Genomic DNA, 25,080 nt, shown 5'->3' with positions numbered 1-25,080 from the left:
AGAAAAAAGATTGGTCTTATGTAAGTTTTGATAATTTAAATAGTCGAATTTCTGCTGAATAGGATCCTCTGCAAAGTTTTATTAAACGTTTATAGTTTTCTCTACTCATAGAGGAAGTGTGCAATATACAACTTCCATTTTGCCTTTTATCATTTTGCCTTTTATCATTTTGCCTTAGTTAAAATAGCGATTGAAAACACTGGGTTATTTTGGCTAACGAGTTCTCAACAATTTGAGGTGATGAAAAATATTTCTAAATCGCTTGGCGGGGGTGGGGTGTGTTGCTGTTCTTAAGTTAGAAGGTCTTTTCCTTGCAGAAGGGTAGGCCATATCAATTGTGAACTATTTTTACCTGATCTTAGGACCAAAAATCACGGTAAAAAATAGTAAAGCCATTAAGTTTATTGGAAATTTATCATTAAAATCTGGTGAGATTCCTATCCGGGTATAGTATTGAGTAAAGGCGAGCATTGGGAAGGCTTTTATGATTCTTACGTAACCCCTTATATTCAGAGAGAAGTTCGTAACTATTTGTAAATAAATGATCAAATGGCTTTTCATAAATTCACGCAAATAATAGCCAGCAAGAACGGGTCAATTAATCAATTATAGAGACATCAGGAGACATCAGGAGCTTTATTTTTACCGCGATAAAGAAAAACGAGAAATTGATCTATTAATCGAAAAAAATGGTGTGCTCTATCCCATCGAAATAAAAAACCGCTTTTTAAAAATATGAGTTTTCAAAATTTTGAAGTTTTGTAAAATCTGAAAGTCCCTGTTGGACATGATTGTTTGTTGTATTGTGTTTTGTTAATGCTCCTTTATTAATCTCCAAAGAAGTTGACACAATTCCGAGTTGGATGCATCTAAAATTTAAGCTTTTAACTTCTACAGTTACGAAAGGTTAGCGTTATTAAGTTCGTCCAAAAACTAGAGTTCCACTAGCATTCTAGCTTAGAAAAGACGAGCCGCCTAGCTAACCATTTCTGAGAGAAGTGAAGGTGCTCTTAAATTTTAACGAGAATTATTCTCATTTATTCTTGACATCTTTCTAAGGATAGGGGGATAATAGCAAATCTCTAATTGCATCTCATTCTCATTTAGGAGTGGCAGCATTGACCCTTTCCGATTTAAATCCTGGTGATTTTGGTAGAATTTGTGGATTTCATCCCGGCAATAAGTCTTATCGGCGAAAATTACTAGCTATGGGCCTCACGCCAAATACTCAGTTTCAAGTGATCCGGCGGGCGCCACTCGGAGACCCAATCCAAATACAGGTACGAGATTTTTATCTCACTCTCCGGCAAGGTGAAGTCATCCAATTAAAGATTGAGCGAGTGGTAAGTGAGTAAGAATTTCACTGTTGCTTTAGTCGGAAACCCTAATTGCGGGAAAACTGCCGTATTTAATGGCCTGACAGGTAGCTGTCATCGTGTAGGAAATTGGCCAGGAGTAACTGTCGATAAAAAATCTGGTTTTTTTCAGCATCAAGGTTATCGAGTGCAAGTGGTGGATTTACCTGGGGTCTATTCGACAAGTGTAACATCGGATGCGGTCGATGAAAAAATTGCTTGCCAATATTTGTTATTGAATGAAGTGGATATGGTCATAAATGTTATTGACGGCAGCAACCTTGAGCGCAACCTGTATCTTACTTTACAATTATTAGAAATGAATATTCCAGTAATTTTAGCTGTAAATATGATTGATATTGCGAAACAGCGTGGTTTAAAACTGGATCTCAAACAGCTCAGTAAATTGTTAGATTCCCCAGTCATTAGTCTGGTAGCCCGTCAAAATCAAGGTATTAACTTATTAAGAGATGCTATTTTAAAATTAAAAAAAATCCCCGCACTTCTAAAGTTTGCTTATCATTGCCCGTTGAAATTAATAAAGCGACATATTTACTTACACAAGTTGTGTCTTTTAACGACAGCCCTTTGACAGGATGGTTAGTATTACGTTTGTTGGAGGATGATTATTTAGCCAAACAAATGGTGGATGAGTCGGTTTTAAAATTCGCTAAACAGCAAATTGATTTAATTAAAATTAAGCTTAATGAGGAGCCAGATATTTTAATTGCCGACGCGCGTTACGTATTTGTTAATCAGATAGCTGAGCAGGTAACACAACTTACCAAAACGCCTCGACAATCGGTAACGCAATCGATCGATCGTATTGTATTAAATCGATTTTTAGGTATACCGATATTTTTTGGGATTATGTATTTAATGTTTTTATTCGCCATTAATATCGGCGGTGCTTTTCAAAGTTTCTTTGACATTAGTACCACCACTATTTTTGTTGATGGTTTAACACATTTGCTAATGTCTTGGCATTTCTCTGTCTGGACAACTGCACTCTTAACCAGCGGCGTTGGAAAAGGCATAAATACCACCATTACGTTTGCACCTATTATTGGAGGGATGTTTTTATTTCTCGCTTTCTTAGAAGATTCGGGTTATATGGTGCGAGCTGCATTTGTGATGGACCGTTTCATGCAAGCATTAGGATTGCCAGGAAAATCGTTTGTTCCAATGATTGTTGGTTTTGGTTGTAATGTACCAGCAGTAATGGGAGCACGGACGTTAGAAAATCGGCGCGATCGGGTGCTGACAGTTATGATGATGCCCTTTATGTCTTGTGGGGCACGGTTAGCCATTTTTGCTCTGTTTGCTGGTGCTTTTTTTCCAAAAGGAGGTGCTACAATTATTTTTATTTCATATTTAATAGGTATTTTAATTGCTGTCCTTTCCGGTTTAGTTTTGCAGAAAACGATCCTTCCAGGAAAATCTGCACCTTTGGTAATGGAATTGCCGCCTTATCATGTACCCCGATTAAATTCTTTGTGTCGCCATATGTGGCAGCGATTAAAAAACTTTTTGTTTCGAGCTGGCCGGTACATCATTCCCATTTGTATAATTATTGGCGTTTTAAATTCCGTCACGGTGACTGGGAAACTAGTGCAAGACACAACACAACAGTCATTGTTATCAGCTATCGGCCGAATGGTTACCCCTGTATTCGCTCCGCTGGGGGTGAAAACCGATAATTGGCCAGCCACAGTAGGTTTAACCACGGGTATTTTAGCGAAAGAAATGGTTGTGGGTACACTAAATACTTTGTATAGCGAACAGGGTCATCTAAGCGAGCAGTCTGTATCAAAATTTAATTTTCTGAGGAGGGTGCGTGACGCAGTTATATCCGTTCCACAAAATTTAAGTCAACTTGGAGATGCCTTTAAAAATCCTATTTCAGCTAATGAGGGACCGCATGAAATGAATAGAACGGCATACGGAATTATGTACAAGCAGTTTGGTGGTAAGGCCGCTGCTTTTGCTTATCTTTTATTTGTTTTATTATATTTTCCGTGTGTTTCTACAATGGCAACGATGCGACACGAAGTCGGCAAACGGTGGGCTTTATTTTCAATGCTGTGGAGCACAGGTTTAGCTTATGCGCTAGCCGTGATTTGTTATCAAGTATTGACTGTGTTTGATCATCCTTGGGCCACATTGGCCTGGAGCGGTAGTTTACTAATTGCTTTAGCAACGGTTGTCATCGGATTACGACAATACGCTTCGCACGAAAATAATAACGATTCACTCTTCTCGTTAGAAGAGTGTGAAGCGAGGGAGGCATAACGTGCTTTTATCCTTAAAAGCCTTTTTAAAAGAACGAAAGATAGCTAATTTGCAAGAACTGTCTTTACATTTTTGTAAAGAACCTCAAATAATGCGCTGTATGTTAGAACACTGGATACGGAAAGGAAAAATATGCCGTCTAGGAAAACTCGCCGGTTGTGGAACGAAATGTCAACTTTGCCAGCCGCAGTTTGCTGAAATCTATCAATGGATAGAAAAGCAGTTTTAGTTGATTGGTGGATTACGCGCCCCGGTCGCGCTAATCTACCCTACGTTATATTAGCGCCGCAGAGGTGTAATCCAAGTAAAAAACGCGGATGATCTCATCATTTCATCCACCATCATTTTCTTGTACAATAAATAACCCAGTTAAATCAGAGAAGGCGCAGAGAAGGCGATGGCAGATAACGAAAAGCATAAAGAAAAGCAGGAACTTTCCGATGAGGTTCGGTAGACTCTTAAAAAGCTCCATTTAGAAAATGGAGATTGGGAACGGCCTTTAACGTTCCAAGGAATCCTCTACCTAAGTAAACCGCTGTCCTTTTCTGCAGATATTAAAGTACGAGTGAAGTAGAACCTTTTCGAGAGCCTGAATTTATTACCGCTAAATCTGGCTGGACCATCCATCATTAATGGTTCTTCTGGCTCAAAATCGGGGATAGCGTGGCGTTCAGAATGGGCGATGTGAATGGGGCTCTCGGGCGGCGCGGGCCTTCGATGATGAATTCCCTCTAGAAGGGTGTGAACATGACGAGAAAGCACGCAAAAAGCGCGAACGCGTTAAACGATCGAAAGAGTACAAGGCAAGATCAGTTACAACACAACATCCAGCCACGACGTGGGGCCGTAATCGCTTGTTATTTTCAGTGACTCTCGGAGATGATCACGAGCATGAATGCAAGTGATTTTTTAAATTTTCCCTGTATCTTATCTAGAAAAAGACAGACTAACTTCTGGCTACTGGATCAAGGATTTTAACCCAAACTTAGCTAAAGCAGCTTCATAGATTTTTCTTGTGGTATCGGTATCGGGAATTACACCACTTAATCTAATTTCATTTTCGTTTCTTAATTTGAGTTCTCTACTAGCTATTTATGCAAGAAATTCACATCGTTTTTGAAAATCATTGGGGGGCTTAACCCCCTTAAGTTTAAGATCCACTTTCGTATCTTCTATTTGTCGGGTTAATGTACCTCCTTCATTGGGAAGTTCTACTTGGTAATTGCCATATTTACCTGGCGTCGAATCTTTAACCTGAAGTGATTTCTGGTCTGTTTTAGAAACGGTTGCAACTATTTCCTGAAATTCATTTTTAAGAAGTGTGACACTGTCAAATTTAATGGAACTCTCATCAAGACTGGTAGGAAAAAAAGAGCTTTGCGTTTTTAGCCTGATAAAGATGCCATTGCTGAGTCTTCATTGAATTTAAATCGCAATATTTTGTTGTTATTTGTTCTTTTAATTTGAGTGCATGCTCATTTGAAATTAGAAGCTTATCCTCATCAAGAAGCGCATCAACAAAATGAATACTACCAAAATGACTGCGGTAATTATGAAGAGCTTCGCGAATGGATCAGTTGCATTAGCGATTTCGCGCAATGCCTCTCCTTGATTGTTCTCTAAATTCTTCATCGAATGGATCGAAAACGTCGGATTAATTCTAAAGCAGCGAATTGCTTTATAGTTTGAGTTGCTTTATAGTTTGAGCGTGATCATCGGTTAGTATATGTAAATCTTCCAAATGGCCTGAAAAATCAATATTTCCCAGTAAGGAATTTTTTTATTCAGAGCGTCTTTTATTGCTTGAGTATCTTCGGGCCTGTGCTAGCATTTTAAGAGCTTGTTTTTGTGGATCTAAGAAACCCTTAAGGGAAGAAATAGAGAGACTAAATAAACGAAGCGCAGCAAAAGTCCTTATTCTGTCCGCAGCATCATTGGTGATTATAACTTCGTCCGTATAATGATTGCCGGTTTTAAAATCTATTTCTCTTAACAAATCATATTTGTTGAGAGCCTCTTTTATTTTTTGAGGAGAAGGCGTTCTGACAAGATCTTGTAATAACGCTCTGTGTGTTTTCTCATTAAGAATATTTATTGAAGCAAGACAATAGTCTCTAATGTATTTTTCGGCGGCAAAGTTTCGGAGCTCCTTACCCAAGAGGTCGGTTAGTTGAGGCGGGTGGGTTTTCTGACACAGCCTCGCTATTAAAAGAAAGGATATTAGCAAGCACATCTATGTTTTTGGCGATGTAGTTAATTCGTCAATGTTATCCATGTATATTTTACTTGGTCTCGGATAATAGATTCTTCCCGAGAACCCAAATTATTATTCTCTAATTGTTCTGTGAGTGGTGATACTTTTTTTGATAAATCCGCAATGATTTCTTCGTTCTTAAGCAGAAGTTCTTTTTCTTCTTTTAGGATGGAAAGCTTTAGCTCTAGGCAAGACATTTTTTTCTTGACATTGTTCCTTTTTTTATCCTTTCTTTAAAAAGTTCGTGTGTTAAGAGTTCGTCGCGCTCGAATTCCAGTTTCTTAATTGATTGATCTAATTTATCAATGCAGTTAGGTAGGCACCTCCATTTCCATCAACCAATTCTTGCATCGAGTTTCTCTTGCTCCTATTTCTTTGAGAAATAAAAGAGGGGTCCTGCTTGAGCTACTAAATGGCTAAAACGATCAATAAAGGAATCAGGAATTCTGGTTGCCTCATGGGAACAATATGATATCAATTTTAAGACATCAAGCTTAATTTAATTAAATGTTTAAAGTGGACCAAAGCTTTATTGAATCCAGTGAATGAACCGCGGGCAACGAAGACGACATTTTATTTTGTCATATAAAAAGAGGCTTAGCCTGGTTATTGTGGAATACGGATACCCCTCTCATTGGGTAAAGAGAGGTAAACGAAACTTACTTAACTATTTCTTTCAATCGTTTCAAAGGACGGAGTTTGATGACGTCGTGGGCAGGTTTTTGGCTTTGAAAGTCAAAAGTCATTTCTTTACTGGTGAAAGGATTGAGACCGCGGGTGGGCTTTAGTGGCGTGTTTGTGTTTTACTACACATTTTACCAAGAGCCTAGAAGAGTAAATTCACCGGCATACCACCTTTGCGAAGATGTCGATGCATAACATTGGCAAGTTCCTCTAAGACAGCACTTACATCCTTTCTACTTAGCAGGGTTACTTCTGCTAAGTGAGACATTAATTGGGATTCATTAATTGGGATTTATTATAGGATGTGCGAATTGCTGAGGCTGGGCTGGAGATTTGCTTTTTTGCTGTGCCGGGACGCGATGTTTTTCTTTGTTTAGAGGCGCGGGATCGGGGCCTGCAGAATCGAGCAGGCGTTTTTAATGTCCTAGTGCTTCCTTCTGGTTCGTCGTTTATCAGATTTTGCTTTTTCTTACTGGCATAAGAATTCCCTCTTTTTTTATTGTTGTTGTCCATGTTATGTGTCAGTAAAAAACCACCTGAAAAAATAACATAGTTTCGCTGAAAAGCATATGTTTTTAGAAAGTTTTTGCTTTTGCTCAGTTTACGGCGAGTATTTTTGCGTTCCCGCTCCAAAATCACGAAACCCCAAGCGTTCGCTGGGGTTATAGGGGCAGAGAGCTTGCATATCAACAAAACGTACCGTATCATATTATCCTTTTCTTGGAGTTGGGGATTCTAAATCTATGGCGACTTATATGGCAAACGCAAAAACCGTTAGCCCGCAGTGGTTGTTAGTGGATGCGAAGGGTAAAACGTTGGGGCGCTTGGCAAGCCAAATTGCTATGCGCTTACGAGGTAAGCATAAACCAGAATACACTCCTAATGTTGACACAGGTGATTTTATTGTTGTTATCAACGTCGATAAGCTTCGTGTAACTGGCAAGAAACTAGAAAACAAGCAATATCATCATCATTCTGGCTATCCCGGCGGGATAAAAACCATTAATTTTGCTGACTTACAGGCAAAGCATCCGGAACGTGTATTTGAATTAGCGGTCAAAGGGATGCTACCTAAAGGGTCTTTAGGGCGTGAAATGTACCGTAAGTTAAAAATTTATGTGGGAGATCAGCATTTCCATCAAGCGCAGCAACCTGAATTGATTGACTTATAATAGAGGTCTTTTAAGATTATGGCACGAGCGGTAAAAAAGCAAAATTTAGGCACGGGCCGTCGTAAAACGGCTTCTGCGCGGATTTTTTGAGAAGAGGTTCTGGAAAAATCACGGTGAATGGAAGAGAGTTAGATGAATACTTTGGTCGAGAAACCGCTCGCATGGTGGTTCGTCAACCTTTAGTGAGCCTTGATGTTCAGTCTCAATTTGATATCTATGCCACCGTTGAAGGTGGTGGCGATAGCGGCCAATCAGGTGCGATTCGCCATGGGATTACCCGAGCTTTAATAGACTATGACGAAGAAGGTGGAAAGGGTGGTTCATGGCGCAGCAGCGTATTGCGAAAAGCAGGATTTGTCACTCGAGATCCTCGCATGGTTGAGCGTAAAAAAGTGGGCCGTCATAAGGCACGTAAAGGTACCCAATATTCCAAACGATAATCCTGGGATAACAGGTAAACAATGATCATGTTAAAGCGTTCCATTATGACGCTCTATTCAGGCCCTACCGACATTTATAGCCACCAAGTACGGATTGTGTTGGCCGAAAAAGGTGTCAGTGTTGACATTATCAACGTTGACGCTAATCACCCAAGCGAAGACTTGACTGAACTTAATCCCTATGGTACTTTGTCCACTCTGGTAGATCGCGATTTAGTCTTGTTTAATTCGCACATCATCATGGAATATTTGGATGAACGCTTTCCCCATCCTCCTTTGCTGCCTGTTTATCCAGTAGCTCGAGCAAAATGTCGCTTATTAATGTATCGCATTGAGCGGGATTTATACCAGCGAGTAAAGTCTATTGAAGAAGGTTCTCCTAAACAGGCGCAAGCTGAAGGTGAGGCACTCAAAAAAGATTTAGTACTGATGGAACCGATTTTTGCAGAAAAACCTTATTTTATGAATGATGAATTCACATTAGTGGATTGTGTGTTGTCGCCATTATTATGGCGATTAAGCTATTTAGGCATTCAATTACCCCGTTCGGCAAAAGCTATCGCTAACTATGAAAATCGATTGTTTGATCGAGAATCCTTTCAAGCCAGTTTGAATGAAGCCGAACGCGAATATAGAGAGCTAAATGATTTCTAGCCCTTCCGTGAAAATGACCTCTAGCCGCCCTTATTTATTACGGGCTATTTATGAGTGGCTTATTGATAATCAATTGACTCCCTACATTATGGTTGATGCCGTGATGCCGAATGTGGAAGTTCCGGAACGGTTTGTAGAAGATGGAAAAATAATTTTGAATATTGAGCCTCAAGCAGTGGGCCGATTACGAATGAGTAACGACGCGGTTGAATTTGATGCTCGTTTTTCCGGAATTGCTCATCATATTTTTATTCCTATTTCAGCAATAAAAGCGATTTATGCCTTTGAAAATGGCCGGGGAATGGTATTCAACGAAGAAGAAGATGGCGGCAGTGGTGATGGAAACTCTCCCCTTCAAGCCAAAAATCGCCAGTGAAAAGAGGAAGGCCAAATCTGAAAATTGTTAAATAGTTTTTCACACTCTCTGGTATACTAGCCTTATGAATTATAGCGATATCATCCATCTCATCGCAGTTATTATTTTACCTTTATTGTTTGCAATTACTTTGCATGAAGCAGCTCATGGCTGGGTAGCTAGCAAGTTAGGCGATAAGACCGCTCTTATGATGGGACGGGTTACCCTTAATCCTGTGAAACACATTGACCATTTGGGAACTCTTATTTTGCCTATTTTAATGCTCATTTTGAGTAAATTTACCTTTACTTTTGGCTGGGCGAAACCGGTTCCTGTTACTTGGCAGAATTTAAGAAAACCCCGCCGAGATATGGCTCTTGTAGCGTTTGGAGGGCCCCTCGTTAATTTACTTATGGCCTTATTATGGGCAGCTATTGCGAAGGCGAGTCTCACTTTAGGAAGTGGAGCAGAAGAGTCAATCTTAAGAAATGCCACGGTTTTTTTCTATAACGCTGGTATTTTTGGAATATTAATTAACGTGTTATTGATGATTCTTAATTTAATTCCACTTCCCCCTTTAGATGGAAGTCGCATCGTTTCTGCAATCTTGCCTCCTAAAGCAGCTTATAGCTATTCAAAAATAGAGCCTTATGGAATTTGGATTTTGTTGGGCCTGTTGGTGTTTGGATTACTTGGTCGAATACTTTTACCCCCCGTTATCCACCTTTCTCAATTTATTCGTTCTCTTTTTGGATTGTAATAACCTCAACATAATTATTCATATTCAAAGACCTTGACTACTTTTTCCACTCCTGAAATTCGACGTGCAACATCCGCTGCCATAGCCGCTTGTTTGGGACTGACCATACCCATCAAATAGACCACTTTATTCTCAGCAACCACTTTTAGATTAGAAGAGTGTAAACCGGACTTGCCTAACATAGCCGTTCGGATTTTAGTAGTGATCCACGAATCGACAGCTTGTTGTACCGGAGAAAGGGGGTTCCAATAGTAATTTCGTTATAAATTCGTCGGATGTGTGAAGCTTTTTCTACAATTTGATAAGCGCGATTGCGAATTTTGGATGTTTTAGCTTGTCCTACGAGCAGCGCCATATTATTGAATACCGAAATGGTAATATGAGACTGTCCTTTTAAGAGAGGATCATTTAAGAGAGGATCATTATCTAAGCGGTATTGGATGATCGATCGGGCATTATGATCCTGGTTGATCGTTCGATAAGTTCGCTGATCATAGATCACGGCCCCAGCGAGCGTAGCACTAGCAACACCTGCTACTAACGCAGCAGGAACGCAGCCTACAAGAAGAAAAACAAGTGTTAATAAAATTATTATTTTTTTCATCGTTAATAACTCCTCAAAATCATGCGAAGCAGAGATTTTTTATTCGCCCGATTCAAATAGTTGGTGGTCGATAATGTCACAAAGACAGTGAATAATCAGTAAATGAGTTTCTTGAATACGAGCTGTAGATTCTACAGGAACTCGGATCTCGATGTCATTGGCAGTTAACAAAGTGGCAATTTCTCCTCCTCCATCCCGTCCCGTCAATGCAATGACCTTCATTTCACGCTGATGAGCAGCATCTATAGCATTAAGAATATTTTTTGAACGGCCGCTAGTGCTAATGGCTAATAAAATATCGCCGTTTGCTCCAAGCCCTTTAATTTGTCGAGAGAAGATTTCGTCGTAGCTGTAATCGTTTGCGATTGATGTGACGGTAGAGGCGTCGGTAGTAAGTGCAATAGCTGGAAGACTCGGGCGTTCTGCTTCAAACCGATTTAGCATTTCCGATGAAAAATGTTGTGCATCCGCTGCAGATCCACCATTGCCACAACTTAGAATTTTATGATTCGAAAGCAAACACTGAACCATTAACTCCCCTGCTTGAGCAATGGGATCGACTAATATTTCAGCGGATGTTATTTTAGTTTGAACGCTTTCATTGAAATTGTGTTTAATACGTTGAAACAAGTCCATATTAACACTCTCAAAGGAAAATCAGTATTCTACCTCAAGGAAAATCAGTATTCTACCTCAATTGCATTTTTTATCCACGTAATTTGGGTAGTTCTTAACAATGCCGATGACATCAAAGCGACAAGCTCTCTTATCAGTAAACCGATGTTTTGTAGATAATACAAAGAAGTTTTAATAAGTCGGTGCCGTTTGTAGCAAGAAATAGTAGTTACAAAGGATCCACATAAAATGGGATGCATAATGGTAGCGAACTTCTACAAAAACTAAACTAAAGTTGATTGGTGAGGCATAATTAAATCAATTTCTCCAATTTTATGTCTAAAATTTTTTCCAATGAGAATTAAGCCTTGTTTTTTTAAGAAAGTGACAAGCTATTTTCTCATCATTAAAACCAATTTTTGAGTTAAGTAAAACATAGCTCTAAAAATTATCAGGAGTAAAACGAGCAGATAACCGAGTTTTTTAATTATTATTTGATTAAGCACGGTTGGCCATTAATTATTTTTGCCCATAAGAGCTGGCGATAAATTTGCTGATTAGGCAGTAAATATAAGACGCCGGTGGCGCCATTGGTATGGTATTGAGAAATTAAAGTCATTTTACGTAGCTTAGGCAAAATTTGATAGGCATCAACTCCCAATGCATAGAGGCGAGAGTTTTGATTATAGGAATTTGGCCAGAGTGTACGTATTCGTTCCTGAGTTTGTTGAAGGGATAAGGGCAATTGTTCAGGACCTAAAACCCAAGGCATATCGTCAAATATCACTCCATCCAAATCGTGGTCGATAATTACGCTGGGAGAGTAAATGGCCGAAGTTGCATAGATAGGAACATCACCTGCATAATAAAAGCGAAGCAACGGAATAATTTGTCTTACCTGACTAGGGTTGGAAACCAGAAAAATAGCGTCAAAATCTTCTCGCCGACGCGGAATAAAGCGTATTTTTTCATACAGTACGTGCTTAAGATGTCGTTCCCGAAGTTCCGATTTGTCGATATTCAATAATTGACGAATTTCATTGTTTAAATTCGCGTTAACTTTATAAATTAATTGTGCACTTATTTTGTCGCCCAGAGATTCCCATTGTGTTTGAAAGGCTTGAGCAACTTCATTTCCCCAACTTCCCTGCGGTATGATCATAAGAATATGCGTATGCTGGTCATTCCACATTCGTAGCGCCGCTTGAGTGGCTTCATCCAGTGGGGACAATCCAAATTGGAATAAATAAGGATTCCTCACGTTAGCTAAAGTATTTAAAGCTAATGTGGGGACCGATAGCGTGTGAGAATTGACAAGTACAACGATATTCTTTTTAGTAAGTGGGCCTACAATAATATTGGCCCCTTTTTGGAGAGCATTTTGGTAAACAGCGTTAATATTTTTATAACCTGTATTGAACACCAAAATCGTTGGCATTGGCTCTAAGGTTTGCTTTGCTTGATAATAGGCGGCGAAAAACCCATTACGAATCGCATTTGCTTGTTCAGCAAGAGGGCCCTCTAGTGGTAAGAGTAAAGCAATTTTAAGAGAGGGATGCGAATTATTTACCCACGCCGTAAATACCCGCTTATTGATATCTGTAACGGACCGTTTTGTACAACCAGCGAACAGGGAGCGCAGCTAAGAATTAGGAAAACGCAGGCAGTTGAAAATTTTTGCCACATGGGCAAAGTCTATCGTAGACTGAAAGACTGTCAAGGAGCACTTCTTTGTCTGGTTGTTTATACATTGTGGCCACTCCCATTGGTAATCGGAAAGATATTACCTTAAGAGCGATCGAGACGCTGAGAGCGGTTGACTTAATTGCAGCGGAGGATACTCGGCACAGCAAAGGCTTATTGCAATACCATGGAATAAATACTACTTCGCTGTCTTTACACGAACATAATGAGGTCGCTCGGACTGCTTTACTGTGTGAGAAATTAACGCAAGGATACGATATCGCCCTTATTTCTGATGCCGGCAGTCCCCTTATTAGCGATCCAGGTTATCGATTAATCAGTGCGGTGCGAAAAGCGAGGATCCGAGTGGTTCCTATTCCTGGGGCCTGCGCAGGAATCGTTGCTTTAGTTGCCTCTGGCTTGTCCACCGAACGATTTGTTTTTGAGGGATTTCTTCCTTCCAACGGAGAAATTCGCCGAAAAAAATTAGAAGCATTAAAAACAGAGCCGCGTACCCTTATTTTTTATGAATCCGTGCATCGGATTGAGAATTTGATTAGTTTATTAAACGAAATTTTCAGTTCGGCACGTATGGCCACGATAGCCCGTGAATTAACGAAAAAATTCGAAACTATTTATACTACATCCTTATCGGAATTAAAAAAATGGCTAAGCGAAAACTCAGAGCAACAAAAGGGCGAATTTGTGGTTCTTGTTGAGGGAGATCATCCGGAAAAGACAAAAGAAATAAACAAGGAAAATCACCGTTTATTAACGGTGTTGCTCCAAGAGCTACCGCTTAAACAGGCGGTAGCTTTAGCGACGAAAATCAGTGGTATTTCGCGAAAACAACTTTATCCGTTAGCGTTAACTATTCAACAACACCATCAGCATCCATCATATTAATTTCAGTGATTTGATACCGATGTCGATTGTTATTAACACGGTCCCGTAAATCTTTGCCGGGTTTGAAATGCGGTGTGTATTTGGCTTCAGTGTAAACTCGTTCGCCTGTTTTTGGGTTATGTGCTTTGCGCGGAGGACGATAATGCAAAGAAAAACTACCAAATCCTCGGATTTCAATGCGCTTTCCATGGCCTAAAGTGATACTCATTTGCTCTAAAATATCGTTAACACTGAGTTCGACATCTTTTAATGAGAGGGTTTTTTGTTGTGCTGCTATATGATTGATAAGTTCGGACTTAACCATGCCTGTTTACCTATGTGACTGATTGTTATGAATAGTAATTATACACTAGGGCCTATTGACAATTCTACTCTGCTGGCCTTTTTTAAGAGTTTTCCGACCAAAATCTTGTTTAGTGATTTAATCGCACAAGGCAAAGGTTATTCGAGAAGAAAAGCATCCGTCACTTTAAGCTCTTTTCCAGTTTTATGTAACATTTCATTGTCCACAGGACCTTGTCCCTTTTCAGAGTTAGGCGGGTCGGATAGCTGCCATCTACGAAAGAACTTGGGGATAGAGAATATGCTCAAGGGCGTGAACTCGTGCACGCAAACTTTCCAAAGTATCGTCGGGTGAGGCCGAAAGCTTAGCGTGGCAAATAATGAATCCCCCCGTCTACCCGTTTCGTTGCGTAATGAACACTGACGCCATGTTCGCTATCACCTGCCGCCGAGCACGCGTGCATGGGTATCAAGGCCCGGGATATTTGGGAAGGAGGGATGGATCGATATTGACCATCTGTCCTTTCATAATAATTTACAAAATTCCTGCTCAGTTTTCTCATGAACTCCGTTAATACAATTAATTTGAGTTGATATTTATCAATAGCCTTCCGGAGAGTCTGATCAAAACTGCTACACTTGGCAAAGTCGCTATGAGGAATAACCTCTGTAGGAAACCTCTATGGGAATATGATATTTTTTAGGGCGTTCCAGCCCGTACGCATCCGCATGGTTACTAATAATGCCTCGTATTTCCACTGCTAAACCGTGTTTTATATTGCATCAATAATGGATTGCAAGTTGCTACCATTTCCCGATTTGTTCCTATGCCATCTGCCTTGAAACGAGGACGGGAGGGACGCTCTCATAACCCACTCAATAATTTGAATAAGCCGCCAAATCTCCATATGCCGCTTAAAACACCTGGCTGATGAGTGCGTTTAACAATAGGTTTGTCGAATTTACAAATAAGTTCGTTTTTTTGATATACACACCGGTATCGGAGTAAGACAAGGATTTTTTAGATTCTGACATTGGGAAAAGGATAGCAAAAGAATGCAGACAAATAGAAGGGAGAAATCGTATAATTTTCTTTTGGAAAAATTTTTTCTTTTGGAAAAATTTTAAATCACAAGATTACTACAAGATTACTATATGATAGCTATTCGGAAAACAAAGATTGTACTTGTTCTACTTGTAGTACTCTTATTTACAGATAAGGGGATGGCCATTGAGGTTCGTGATATCAGCATTGCAACGATTGCCGTTAGTGATCAATCCCACCAAACGTTCCAGAAAAGTTTGCCGCAAGCTCTTGAACAAGTGCTGGTTCGAATGAGTGGTAATGTGGGGATAATGACTTTACCGGTCATTCAAGATGTATTGCCTAAAATCAATAACTATGTTGAAAAATATAGCTATCTGACTAAAGCCGACGAAAAGGGTGGGCAGCAGCTACTATTGCGGGTTGTGTTCGATAAACGGGCCATGAAGCATTTTCTGGAGAATGCGAACCAAGCGATTTGGAGCGCTCGCCGACCTTTGACAATAGTCTGGGTTTCCGTTCCCAATGGTTCTCAATCCGAAACACTTGCCAGTGAGAGCCAGAATCCAACGATTCGCACGATAAAGCAGGTCGCATTTTTGCGGGGTCTTCCTATTATTTTTCCGGCAATGGATCTGGAAGACCAGACCAGTGTGGCCCAATCTACCTCTACTTTGCTTTCCAATCCTCAATTACAAATAATTTCGCAGCGCTACGGTGTCAATTCTATTCTAGCAGGTGCAGTGGTTGTAGACGCTAATGGCCAGCTTCAAGGAGAATGGCAGTTATTTTTAAACGGTACCCCTTACGAATGGCAAACAACAGGCACCGATGTTACTCAAGTTATCACGAATGGTATCGACCGTGCGGCAGATATGATGGCGAATCAATTTGCTACTTTTGTTGATGGTAAGGGCATGGAGAATCTGATTACTATGGAAGTGACCGGCGTTCAAACTCTGAATGATTATGTTCACGTGGTATCGCTTTTAAAGCATTTATCACCCGTAATGAAAGTATCGGTCAGCGACATGAATGCCGATATGCTTTTACTCAAAATTAAAACGTCGGGCAATTTAGAGGATTTAGTGAAAGCTCTAAAATCCACTTCTCATCTTATCGCAGAAGGTGCTTCCTCTCAACCAGGTTTAGAGGCGGCTAATTTATTTTATCGATGGAAAGCAAGTCAGCCGGTTTCCGACTCTTGGACGATAATAAACTTTTCTCCTTTTCATTAGCAATGTTAGATCAATTACCCTTACGAATTAATTTACGAGAAGAAACTACTTTCGCTAATTTTTATCCGGGTAAAAACGAAACGGTCCTACATGCACTAAACGAATTATTGGAAAATAAAGGGGAATCATTCGCTTATTTATGGGGAGAGCCAGGCGTTGGCCGAACTCACTTGCTACAAGCTTGTTGTCATGAAATGAATAGTCGTGCGCTCGAAACCATGTATTTACCTTTGCGGATATCGCAACTTACACCAGCAATTTTGCATGCTATGGAGACAAAGCATCTCATTTGTATCGACGATATTGACGCAGTATTAAATCAAAAAGATTGGGAAGAAGCACTTTTGCATTTTTACAATCGGGCGCGCGAGAGCACTGAGTCAAAATTAATTATTGCAGGCAAGGATATTCCTCCGCAATTAAATTGCCAATTAGCCGATTTACGTTCGCGTTTATCCTGGGATTTAGTTTTTCAGGTAGTTGGTTTAAGTGATACGGAAAAGATAAAAGCATTACAAATGCGTGCACATGATCGCGGTTTTGAATTGTCTGATGAAGTTGGTCAATTTTTATTGCGTCACTACCCACGCGATATGTCGTTATTATTTAATTTATTGGATAAATTAGATCAGGCCTCGTTGATTGCCAAACGTAAATTGACTATACCCTTTGTTAAAACCGTTCTTGAGCCTGAATTGGTGGAAAAAGTTATCTCATATTATAAGTAAATTGAAAAGAACTCTCTTCGTTAGTTCTCAGTTCTTTCTTCTAATTGAGTATCTTGGTCGCGATTCTTTAAAAAATTCTTTGAGATACGTCGTTGCTGTCTTGTGACATTGGTGCGTTTGTAGAATTGTAATAACCAGGGATAAAAGCGCCATGGTGAAATCCGATTTCAAAAATACATCTTCTAGCATTTTGATATAGGGTTGAAAGGGAAGATTCGCTTTCGGCAAAACGAGGCAGAATGCCATGGGTGTAAAGGTTTTGTAGGCTTTCAAATGCTAGAAAGAAAAATCCCAAATCATAAAAAGTATCCAGGGTGAACACTTTTCAGAGTTTATTCAGAGTTTATTAGGATGAATACTTGCTCCAAGAATTCCGGTGAGCCATTTCACGACTTTGATTGCCCATGAATCAGAAGCATTTTGTGTATCAAAAAGATGACTTTGAGAATTAGTAATTGCTTCGCGTATCTTTTGAATATCAAAATGCCTGGTTTTCCAGGCAGCGCCTACTATCACAAAAATACTAAGCAGTCCTTTGATGAACAAGCTCACGTCCGAAGTTGCTACTGAAAAACTGTGCGCGAGTACAAATAATAGAGGTAAGCTTGCCCTCCACAATAAAAAAATGCTTGAATGCCGCTCTCATCAATTTGCTGTGCGCTTTAGAGGGGACACGCCCGATTGACTACCCACCGATTGAAACCATTCTTGGGCATCCCCAATGGTTAGCGCCTGATTAGTGACATTAGCGAGAAGCTAAGCCTTTGAGACAAAGACCACCCGCAGCTCCCACCATAACCGATAAAGCCAGAATACCTATTCGAACTTCTAAAGCGGATCAAAACCCAAAGTGAAATTACCAAATAAAACTGTGGCTAGCGCAGAAGCATCGAAAAGCTCTGTGGCGAGGACACTTAATATTTTTTTCTTCTCGTTGCTGTGGATAATTTAGCTGAAGTTTGTTGCCATATAGGCACTAGGGCATTGGATTGAATTATCTTGCTCCGGTAGATTTCGAAAATCGACTGTAAAACTAACTTTTTCTTGTAAAAAATGTTAATAGCTTCCGAATCCCAATATAAACGATTTAACTCTTCCTCATTAAGTAGGGCCCCACCCGAATGTTCGGTTGGCGTATTTAAATTGAATGGGAACCAGATATCGACTGATTAAAGGCACAAGAGCTTCGCTCATCAATAGCAACTACTAAGGATATTCCAAAGGTTTATCCATATTGTCTCAGTCAACAGACCAACAACGGATTGATAAATATAAATGACTAGAAAAGCAGCACCGAGAAGTTTAAAAATGCTTTCTAACATAATATGCGCGGATGTAAGTCTCTCTTTTTTAGAGAATCTGTGTTTCTCTTGCGAAAATAGGATTGGGTTTGAGATTTTCACCCTTGAACTAGCTCGGCGCACGGCTTCTAACAATGCTAAACGGCTGACATACATTTCCGCTAGAGCCTTACTAGATTTTGTTATATTATTGAGTGTATCGGTAATCTTATTGGAAATATAACGAAAAATTCGATCATTTTAGCTTGAAACTGAAAGTTGAATCTCATTTCCCTAGTAATTTTCGGAATCAACAGTTTCAATATTCCAGTCACCATACAGGTCGGACTTATGCACGATGGTAATTTCATCATTAACAGCAATTTTTATTCGCTCGCTTTCCGAAACGACACTGCCATAATTAGAAGTTGAAATAAGACGTTCTTGGGTATCAGATGGCATTTTAATATTCCTCTGCATTCATTTTCTTAACAGAAAGTATAAAAAATTTAACCTCAATTAAAACTAAAAATAAGTAAAACCAGAGATTTTTGGCCAATAATATTTCTTGATACTTAACGATGGGTTAAGTCTTATTTGGAAGACGAATAGTTTTTTATCTTTAATTTAGAACTATTTTATCGCCGAAGGGAAACCTGTATAAAGCAACCTTAATAATATTTCGTTAATTTTGGCGTTAACATCCATCATAGTATAAGTAATTTCCTCGCGAGATTTATTAATCACATTAATAATATTGATATCAGCCTGAGATAAAAGAGTGGAAATTTGGGTAACTATATTGGGAATATTTTTATTAGCGGTGGCAATTCGATATCCCTCTGTCTGTTCGAGCTTTACCGTTGGGAAATTAAGGGAATGTCGAATATAGCCATTTTCCCAATAATCCTTAATTTGGTCAGAAATCATTATGACTCAATTTTCTTCAGCTTCTTTGATAGAGGTACCAAGATGAGGTAGGTAGATTACTTGGAAATATTTCTTAAATAATACACTAGGAAAATCACAGACATAATTTCTAATTTTATTATCAGATAATGCTTTTAATAAAGGTTCATTATCTACAATTTCAGCACGTGCGAAATTAAGGAGCACGACATTATTTTTCATTTGAGCGATGGTTTTTTTATTGATAAGGTGGTGGGTATGTGAAGTTAATGGAATGTGCACGGTAACGAAATCACTTTTTGTAGAACATCTCATATTGATTCCGCTTAAATAACATCGGCAGACAATTCCCAAGTATTCTGGACCGTTATCTCTGGATCATAACTGACGGTGTTCATTCCTAATCGAATAGCAGTATTAGCCACTTGAACCTCAATTTTAGCTAAGCCGATAATACCTATAGTTTTATCAGCCAATTCAAACCCCGAAAAACGTTTCTTATTTTTTTCGACCTGATGAGTAATAACTTTATCGTCACCATCCAAATGTTAATTATAATCTAGTACTAAATGAATATGACGACTGGCTAATATCATGCCGGTAATTACAAATTCTTTTACGGGATTTGCCTTTGCTCTTGGCGTCTTCAACAGAGGAAAAACAGGAGAAGTCAATTATGAAACTGGAATATTGTTAATGCCCGTTCTTACGAAATGCACTATTTTAATACTTTCAGGAGAACATATTATGAAAATTAAATGATCGAACCAAGATTGGATCGAGATAGGAACACTCAGTTAATAACAAATATTTTGGGTGATCAAATTGCCCAATACCACGAGGGGATATATTATCTAATAAAAGTAAAAGTATTTTATAGACTATTATAAAATTCTTAACGACATTAATAGAATTAAGCCAATGGCAACGGGCGTGAAATACCGTTTACTCCATCGCCAACAACGAAACCAAAAATTCGTAGGATTCCAAACCCATAATTTGTTAAATTAAACGTGCTTGGCAGCGTAGCCCAAGTTTGTGAAAATAGCAATTAAGAGCCCACTAGCGGGGATATGATATCGGAAGTGAGGAAGTCAATTCTTTGAAAGAAGGTCACATTGAAAAGATGAAAAATACTCTGGGTGATTGAAAGAAAAAATCGTATCAAAACTCAATATTCAAGAGACGAACCCTAAGAGTGTGATAGCGCGCTTACGTGAAAATCCATGATTTTCTATAAGCCAAGCAACGGCCGGTTCTAATAAAGAGATGGTAGAGATAAAAGATATAAATAATTATAATAATAAAAGAAAAAATAACGCACTGAAAATATTTCCTAACTGAATATGACTGAAAACCAAAGGTAAGGTACGAAAAATTAAACTTGAGCCTCAACTCAAATATGAGGTGATTCGAAAATATAATAAGAAAAATAACTAACCCTGCTATAATAGCGCAATAGCTGTATCAGCGAAAGAAACGGAAAGAACAGAATTAATGACGGAGATATTTTTCGATAAATAGGCAAGAAAAATAATAATAATAATAATAAATAATAATAATAATGCTTATGACAATGTTCAAGTATAAAAAATGCCTGACCTAACGCCAATAAAGCAACTCGGGCGGTGACTTTTTAAAAATTCTGTTTAAGAAGAAAATAACTGCCTGATGGAAATATCCAGTGGTAGTTTCCATAAATCACTAAAATTAACATATCTAAAATTAACATATTATATAATTAAGGAATTAAGGCGAGAAACTTGAATTTCACTGTATGTTCAAGCCTCCCGCTTTATATTTCTAAAATAATAACGGACATTGTCGCTATGACGATGATGATGGTCACTTACAAACATTTGCTATGGGTGTCTTTTAGATTCTTGAAATTATTAATAGCTACAAGTTCTTTGGTATTTTGAAATTTTTCCAGGATACCACGTATGAAGTAATCTAACACCTAGGCTGAAATAGCGACTTAGTAGGTTAAAATTAAAAAATCGGCTATTATTTAGTAGACCTACCTAATAATTTCTAATACAATCTCCATTTTATTTTAAAAGATACATTTCGTAAAGGCTAGTGCTGGATTACCGCGTCCTACGGGACCCGATAAAACTTTCGAGATCATTGAAAGGAATGCCTAACAAAATTACAAAACAAAGATATAAAAAAGATAGATATAAAAAAAGAAGCTACCGCCCTTTTGTCCAGCTAAATAAGGGAAGCGCCAAATATTTCCGACTCCCACAGCTGCTGCCGCGGTGGCGAATATAAAGGAGGTTTGGGAAGTCTAGCGGGCAGCACTGTTGATCACGTCCTTATTGTTTGTCAAACGTAGTAAGTAGTATACAATAAATGCTCTACCAAAAGGTAGAGTAAGAAAAATGCTTCCCGCCATTTGACAATTAACAGAACTGCTTGATGTATTATCTTCGATTGTGATGATCTTCGATTGTGATGGCACGTTAAGTCACATTGAGGAACTATTTAGTAGCAAGCAATCACGTTGATTCTGATGTCCAATTGTTAACAGAAACAGAGATGAATCTCAAAGGAATTACCGCCGATATTTATCGTAGGCTCTTAGATTTTGTCCGACCTATAGCTGAGCAAGTGGCTCGTTTAGAAGATTAGTATTATGTTAATTTAAATTATGTTAATTTAACCCCAGATGCTGAGAAAGTGATATCCACTTTTCAAAATAGGGATAAATCCGTGTATGTTGTTTCAGCTGGAATTAAAAGGGCGGTTGAAGCTTTTTGCAAATGTCTAGGAATTTCTATCTCACACGTTTTTGTAGTTGATGTGTATTTTAAAAAAGAAAAGCAATTTGATGGCTACGAAGAAAACTTTCCGATGACTTATCGACTGGAGAAACACGAAATAATTGAAAATTTAAGAAAGAATCATCCTCGCATTGCTCATATTGGAGATGGAATGAATGATGTGGAAGCTGACAATTTAGTAGAGCGGTTTATCTGGTATGGTGGGGCGTATTATCGCCACCATATTGCGGAAATGTGTGATTTTTATATTAAAACAAAGATATTAGCCCTCGTTTTACCCTTGTTCCTCACGCTTGAGGAACATAAGTAACTGTCACAGACAGAGAAAAATCTTTTTTAAAAAGGTCTGAGTCAAATCAACCAAGGAAACGTAATAATTAAATGGTAAAAATAATTTTAAATGAAATATTTCAAAGAATAGGAACGCAAAATAGCAGAAGTTAAAATTTATTTGCGGAACTTTCAGGATGAAATTTGTCAGATTCTTGAAAAAGAAGATGGAGGCGAAGCTCAATTTCAATAAGTATTGTGGGAAAAACCAAGGGGGGAAATCGGCTTTTGAGAGACGGTTCTGTGATTGAGCAAGGCGGTGTTAATTTTTCCCATGTCTACGGCAATTTACCCGCTGCAACTACTCAAAAACATCTAGAATTAAAGGATTCTTATTTTAACGCGGAAGGAATTTCTTTAGTTATTCACGTTAAAAATCCATATGTGCCTAGCACTCACGCTAATTTTCAATTTTTTATTACAGAACTAGAGGATTGTGCACCGGTATGGTGGTTCAGTGGCGGATACGATTTAACACTTTATTACGGATTTGAAGAAGACTGTTGGTTATTATTGGCACCTTGTAGCCAAACAAGCTTGTGATTCTTTTAGTAAAGAAATTTTTTTCAATTTGCAGCGTTTAATGATTATTTTTATCTTAAAGATCGAAAAGAGTAGCGCGGTATAGGGGGAATATTTTTTGATGATTTAAACAAGTGGGGATTTAAGCGTACTTTTGAATTTATTAAATTTCTAAGAAATAGTTTTTTACAAGCTTATTTACCTATTGTTAAGAGGCGAAAAGAATATCCATATGGCGCGAATGTGAACGCGAATTCTAAATTTATCGTCGTGGCCGCTATGTGGAATTTAATTTATTGTATGATCGAGGCACTCGTTTCGGTTTAGAGTTTGGTGGAAGAACAAAATTGATATTAATGTCGCTACCACTGCTGGTAGCGTGGGGTCCCGATTAGCAGCCGGAACCAGGTAGTGTCTGAAGTCAAACTGTTGGAATATTACTTGGTGCCAAGAGATTGGATCGCTACTCAAAACTAGCGGTTCCCTAACCAGAAAGTTTGGATAAATCGGGTGTCTCATTGATCGCAATTTACAAGAAAGTTCTGTTGTATCGGTACGGATCCTATTCTTGACAAAGCAAAAGTACCACCGTATCTTGCCTCCATGCATTTTCTTTTACATGCCTTGGATATTTCGGGCTCTGTTTTTTCCTTATTTTCTACAGTTTTTTATGTCAAAGCTTATAAATGGGCGTGGCCGCTCGGCGCCGTAGCCACAACAATTAATATTGTGTTGTATGGTTTAACGGGAATTTACGGTGATATGACCTTGACTGGGATTTACTTTCTATCGATGTTTTATGGTTGGTATCAATGGACTCGAAATAAAGGAGCTGAAACTTTAGCGATAACGAACCTTACGGTCCCTTTGGCGTTGATTTTAAGTATTGTAGCATTTTTCGGTATGTTGATAACCGCTGAATTGTTGAAGCATTTCACGAATTCCCAAGTTCCGTATATTGACGCGATCACCACAATACTCAGCTTAATCGCTCAATGGATGATTTGTAAAAAGATGATTGAGACCTGGTTTTTATGGTTTGTCGTTGATGCTTTGTACGTAGGACTGTATTTCTATAAAGGTATTCCCGCCCATAGAATTCTATTGGTAATTTACCTCGGCATGGCAATTGCGGGTTATTTCCGCTGGCGGAGGTTGAAATACTGCGAATCAACTACATTGTAATTATATTCTTTCAAAGAAAAATAGTGATCTTAAATTTCGCTGTAAGGATATTAGATGGATGAATAGATACCTTTTATATATATATTTTATATATATTAAGTTTATCGTATAGGAATAATAATATTTCTAATTCTTTAGGAAACGAGTAGGAGGAAAGGTTTTATTTGAGATGAGACAACTGTGTTTCTTGCTTCGGCTATCAGCTTTTCCGCCTGAGGTATAAAAAATTTTTTGATGGAATAGGATCCGTAATTTTTTTAAAAGTTCTGCTGTTAAGATAACATGGAATTTATCGTATGCTCGAAGAGAGGCCTTTATTGCCATATCGACATGAATTAAAACAAGATCAAAGCCCTTTTTGCGCCATTCACTCGAGTCAATTCCTTTTGAAAGAAGGAATTTAATTCTAGCGTGATCAAAATAATGAAAATAATTAGTATTATTAACGATGCCTTGGACATCTAGTTCATATCCCCTTACTTCTGAGCTCCAATTAAATGTTGTGTTTTTTCCAACTTATTATTCTACAGTTTTTGGCCTATCCCTGAATATGGGTATTTCCCAAAGACAAATTAGGTCTCTAAATAGAGTGTAATCTTTTGATAAGCAAGAAATTCAAATAAGTAAAATGTTCATGGTTGATCAGTCTGGAGTACAATCAATAAATAGCGGCTCTATGTTTTTCTTCTTGAAGAATCTGCAAGATCATTGTGAAAGAAATATGAAATGGATTTGATGTTTCAGTAGCACCTCCTTTCACCACCATGCCTTGACAAATGAGTCATAATGAATCATAATTGTTACGAGATTTGGAGCTGATATTAATATTATGAGTTATAAGATTCAAATAACCGTAGATGAGAAATTAAATTAAGATGATCAAAGCAAGAGCTAGAGAGATGAGTCTCTCAGCCAGCTGCTATGCCCGGTTAGCTTTGATGAGCGCTGTGCCTCGTAAGGAGAATAAACTGCTGAATCAAGCCATCGTAGATATCCGA

Annotated in this window: 29 protein-coding genes and 5 pseudogenes; 18 read left to right on the top strand and 16 right to left on the bottom strand. The window is 38.5% G+C overall.

Annotation, left to right across the window (positions count from 1 at the left end; translation table 11 throughout):
* Nucleotides 1-634: 634 nt before the first annotated feature.
* The 5 genes and pseudogenes from MRH55_RS07945 to MRH55_RS00370 all read left to right on the top strand — a co-directional run.
* Nucleotides 635-718: pseudogene (locus MRH55_RS07945) on the top strand (DUF4143 domain-containing protein); the annotation flags it as partial.
* Between the two features lie 367 nt (nt 719-1,085).
* Nucleotides 1,086-1,355, top strand: coding sequence for a FeoA family protein (locus MRH55_RS00385; protein WP_439647900.1), 270 nt, complete (start codon nt 1,086-1,088; stop codon nt 1,353-1,355).
* Nucleotides 1,348-3,611, top strand: a pseudogene (feoB, locus tag MRH55_RS00380) (Fe(2+) transporter permease subunit FeoB); the annotation flags it as partial. The gene MRH55_RS00385 and the pseudogene feoB, both read left to right, overlap by 8 nt.
* 37 nt (nt 3,612-3,648) lie before the next feature.
* Complete coding sequence (locus MRH55_RS00375) at nt 3,649-3,876, top strand: FeoC-like transcriptional regulator (protein ID WP_304985567.1); 228 nt, start codon at nt 3,649-3,651, stop codon at nt 3,874-3,876.
* A gap of 1,238 nt (nt 3,877-5,114) precedes the next feature.
* Nucleotides 5,115-5,270, top strand: a complete 156-nt coding sequence (locus MRH55_RS00370; RefSeq protein ID WP_304985566.1) for a hypothetical protein — start codon at nt 5,115-5,117, stop codon at nt 5,268-5,270.
* 157 nt (nt 5,271-5,427) lie between these two features.
* On the opposite strand, the gene MRH55_RS00365 is transcribed toward MRH55_RS00370, so the two are convergent.
* The 3 genes from MRH55_RS00365 to MRH55_RS00355 all read right to left on the bottom strand — a co-directional run bounded on the left by MRH55_RS00365 (nt 5,428) and on the right by MRH55_RS00355 (nt 6,853).
* Complete coding sequence (locus MRH55_RS00365; protein WP_304985565.1) at nt 5,428-5,805, bottom strand: hypothetical protein; 378 nt, start codon at nt 5,803-5,805, stop codon at nt 5,428-5,430.
* 95 nt (nt 5,806-5,900) lie between these two features.
* The gene (locus MRH55_RS00360; protein ID WP_304985564.1) at nt 5,901-6,098 is read right to left on the bottom strand and encodes a hypothetical protein; all 198 of its coding nucleotides are present in this window, start codon (nt 6,096-6,098) and stop codon (nt 5,901-5,903) included.
* Between the two features lie 629 nt (nt 6,099-6,727).
* Entirely contained in the window at nt 6,728-6,853 is a 126-nt protein-coding gene (locus tag MRH55_RS00355) for an HU family DNA-binding protein (protein ID WP_304985563.1), read from the bottom strand.
* 475 nt (nt 6,854-7,328) lie between these two features.
* Between MRH55_RS00355 and rplM the strand changes: the two genes are divergently transcribed.
* The 5 genes and pseudogenes from rplM (at nt 7,329) to MRH55_RS00330 (ending at nt 9,966) form a co-directional block, all read left to right on the top strand.
* Entirely contained in the window at nt 7,329-7,757 is a 429-nt protein-coding gene (gene rplM, locus MRH55_RS00350; RefSeq protein ID WP_304985562.1) for a 50S ribosomal protein L13, read from the top strand.
* 18 nt (nt 7,758-7,775) lie between these two features.
* Nucleotides 7,776-8,197, top strand: a pseudogene (gene rpsI / locus MRH55_RS00345) (30S ribosomal protein S9).
* 27 nt (nt 8,198-8,224) lie between these two features.
* The gene (locus MRH55_RS00340; protein ID WP_304986178.1) at nt 8,225-8,851 is read left to right on the top strand and encodes a glutathione S-transferase N-terminal domain-containing protein; all 627 of its coding nucleotides are present in this window, start codon (nt 8,225-8,227) and stop codon (nt 8,849-8,851) included.
* A 13-nt stretch (nt 8,852-8,864) separates the two neighbouring features.
* Nucleotides 8,865-9,262, top strand: a pseudogene (locus MRH55_RS00335) (ClpXP protease specificity-enhancing factor).
* 29 nt (nt 9,263-9,291) lie between these two features.
* Nucleotides 9,292-9,966: a site-2 protease family protein gene (locus MRH55_RS00330; RefSeq protein ID WP_304985561.1), complete on the top strand. Its 675-nt coding sequence runs from the start codon at nt 9,292-9,294 to the stop codon at nt 9,964-9,966.
* A 14-nt stretch (nt 9,967-9,980) separates the two neighbouring features.
* Here the strand turns inward: MRH55_RS00330 and MRH55_RS00325 are convergent, their stop codons facing one another.
* The 5 genes from MRH55_RS00325 to MRH55_RS00305 all read right to left on the bottom strand — a co-directional run bounded on the left by MRH55_RS00325 (nt 9,981) and on the right by MRH55_RS00305 (nt 12,677).
* Entirely contained in the window at nt 9,981-10,148 is a 168-nt protein-coding gene (locus MRH55_RS00325; RefSeq protein ID WP_304985560.1) for a BON domain-containing protein, read from the bottom strand.
* Nucleotides 10,142-10,570 carry a BON domain-containing protein gene (locus MRH55_RS00320; protein ID WP_304985559.1) on the bottom strand — a complete coding sequence of 143 codons (429 nt, stop codon included), beginning with the start codon at nt 10,568-10,570 and terminating at the stop codon, nt 10,142-10,144. Before MRH55_RS00320 ends, MRH55_RS00325 begins: the two co-directional genes overlap by 7 nt.
* A gap of 39 nt (nt 10,571-10,609) precedes the next feature.
* On the bottom strand, nt 10,610-11,206 hold the full coding sequence (locus MRH55_RS00315) for a phosphoheptose isomerase (protein WP_304985558.1): 597 nt from the start codon (nt 11,204-11,206) through the stop codon (nt 10,610-10,612).
* 263 nt (nt 11,207-11,469) lie between these two features.
* Complete coding sequence (locus MRH55_RS00310) at nt 11,470-11,541, bottom strand: hypothetical protein (RefSeq protein ID WP_304986177.1); 72 nt, start codon at nt 11,539-11,541, stop codon at nt 11,470-11,472.
* A 134-nt stretch (nt 11,542-11,675) separates the two neighbouring features.
* Nucleotides 11,676-12,677: a penicillin-binding protein activator gene (locus tag MRH55_RS00305; protein ID WP_304986176.1), complete on the bottom strand. Its 1,002-nt coding sequence runs from the start codon at nt 12,675-12,677 to the stop codon at nt 11,676-11,678.
* 239 nt (nt 12,678-12,916) lie between these two features.
* On the opposite strand from MRH55_RS00305, the gene rsmI reads away from it, so the two are divergent.
* Nucleotides 12,917-13,774, top strand: a complete 858-nt coding sequence (rsmI, locus tag MRH55_RS00300; protein WP_304985557.1) for a 16S rRNA (cytidine(1402)-2'-O)-methyltransferase — start codon at nt 12,917-12,919, stop codon at nt 13,772-13,774.
* Here rsmI and MRH55_RS00295 read toward each other — a convergent pair.
* The gene (locus MRH55_RS00295) at nt 13,740-14,078 is read right to left on the bottom strand and encodes an integration host factor subunit beta (RefSeq protein WP_304985556.1); all 339 of its coding nucleotides are present in this window, start codon (nt 14,076-14,078) and stop codon (nt 13,740-13,742) included. The genes rsmI and MRH55_RS00295 overlap by 35 nt on opposite strands.
* A 343-nt stretch (nt 14,079-14,421) precedes the next feature.
* Nucleotides 14,422-14,718 carry a formyltransferase family protein gene (locus tag MRH55_RS00290; RefSeq protein WP_304986175.1) on the bottom strand — a complete coding sequence of 99 codons (297 nt, stop codon included), beginning with the start codon at nt 14,716-14,718 and terminating at the stop codon, nt 14,422-14,424.
* A gap of 562 nt (nt 14,719-15,280) precedes the next feature.
* Between MRH55_RS00290 and MRH55_RS00285 the strand changes: the two genes are divergently transcribed.
* Together MRH55_RS00285 and hda are read left to right on the top strand one after the other, a co-directional pair.
* Nucleotides 15,281-16,339, top strand: coding sequence for a DUF2066 domain-containing protein (locus tag MRH55_RS00285; protein ID WP_304985555.1), 1,059 nt, complete (start codon nt 15,281-15,283; stop codon nt 16,337-16,339).
* A gap of 2 nt (nt 16,340-16,341) precedes the next feature.
* The gene (gene hda / locus MRH55_RS00280) at nt 16,342-17,067 is read left to right on the top strand and encodes a DnaA regulatory inactivator Hda (protein WP_304985554.1); all 726 of its coding nucleotides are present in this window, start codon (nt 16,342-16,344) and stop codon (nt 17,065-17,067) included.
* 1,574 nt (nt 17,068-18,641) lie between these two features.
* Here the strand turns inward: hda and MRH55_RS00275 are convergent.
* The 5 genes from MRH55_RS00275 to MRH55_RS07405 form a co-directional block, all read right to left on the bottom strand.
* Nucleotides 18,642-18,809, bottom strand: coding sequence for a hypothetical protein (locus tag MRH55_RS00275; RefSeq protein ID WP_304985553.1), 168 nt, complete (start codon nt 18,807-18,809; stop codon nt 18,642-18,644).
* Between the two features lie 171 nt (nt 18,810-18,980).
* Nucleotides 18,981-19,277, bottom strand: a complete 297-nt coding sequence (locus MRH55_RS00270) for an ACT domain-containing protein (protein ID WP_304985552.1) — start codon at nt 19,275-19,277, stop codon at nt 18,981-18,983.
* A gap of 6 nt (nt 19,278-19,283) precedes the next feature.
* Complete coding sequence (locus MRH55_RS00265; RefSeq protein WP_304985551.1) at nt 19,284-19,571, bottom strand: NAD(P)-dependent oxidoreductase; 288 nt, start codon at nt 19,569-19,571, stop codon at nt 19,284-19,286.
* An 11-nt stretch (nt 19,572-19,582) separates the two neighbouring features.
* The gene (locus MRH55_RS00260; protein ID WP_304985550.1) at nt 19,583-19,801 is read right to left on the bottom strand and encodes an NAD(P)-dependent oxidoreductase; all 219 of its coding nucleotides are present in this window, start codon (nt 19,799-19,801) and stop codon (nt 19,583-19,585) included.
* Nucleotides 19,802-21,408: 1,607 nt separating this feature from the next.
* Nucleotides 21,409-21,507 carry a hypothetical protein gene (locus tag MRH55_RS07405; RefSeq protein ID WP_369421209.1) on the bottom strand — a complete coding sequence of 33 codons (99 nt, stop codon included), beginning with the start codon at nt 21,505-21,507 and terminating at the stop codon, nt 21,409-21,411.
* 227 nt (nt 21,508-21,734) lie between these two features.
* On the opposite strand from MRH55_RS07405, the gene MRH55_RS00255 reads away from it, so the two are divergent.
* From MRH55_RS00255 to pnuC, 5 genes and pseudogenes are all read left to right on the top strand, one after another.
* Complete coding sequence (locus MRH55_RS00255) at nt 21,735-21,893, top strand: HAD family hydrolase (RefSeq protein WP_304985549.1); 159 nt, start codon at nt 21,735-21,737, stop codon at nt 21,891-21,893.
* Between the two features lie 81 nt (nt 21,894-21,974).
* Nucleotides 21,975-22,355, top strand: a complete 381-nt coding sequence (locus tag MRH55_RS00250) for an HAD family hydrolase (protein WP_304985548.1) — start codon at nt 21,975-21,977, stop codon at nt 22,353-22,355.
* 218 nt (nt 22,356-22,573) lie between these two features.
* Nucleotides 22,574-23,224, top strand: a pseudogene (locus MRH55_RS00245) (coproporphyrinogen III oxidase).
* Nucleotides 23,179-23,292, top strand: a complete 114-nt coding sequence (locus MRH55_RS00240) for a coproporphyrinogen III oxidase (RefSeq protein WP_304985547.1) — start codon at nt 23,179-23,181, stop codon at nt 23,290-23,292. The pseudogene MRH55_RS00245 and the gene MRH55_RS00240 overlap by 46 nt, the downstream one beginning before the upstream one ends.
* Nucleotides 23,293-23,500: 208 nt before the next feature.
* Nucleotides 23,501-24,082, top strand: a complete 582-nt coding sequence (gene pnuC, locus MRH55_RS00235; protein WP_304985546.1) for a nicotinamide riboside transporter PnuC — start codon at nt 23,501-23,503, stop codon at nt 24,080-24,082.
* Between the two features lie 126 nt (nt 24,083-24,208).
* Here pnuC and MRH55_RS07400 read toward each other — a convergent pair whose 3' ends face one another.
* The gene (locus MRH55_RS07400) at nt 24,209-24,532 is read right to left on the bottom strand and encodes an acyl-CoA thioesterase (protein WP_369421565.1); all 324 of its coding nucleotides are present in this window, start codon (nt 24,530-24,532) and stop codon (nt 24,209-24,211) included.
* Nucleotides 24,533-25,080: the final 548 nt, after the last annotated feature.

The sequence above is a fragment of the Coxiella-like endosymbiont genome, assembly GCF_030643785.1.
GTDB lineage: Bacteria > Pseudomonadota > Gammaproteobacteria > Coxiellales > Coxiellaceae > Coxiella.
This window is presented reverse-complemented; position numbering and strand designations above follow the sequence as displayed.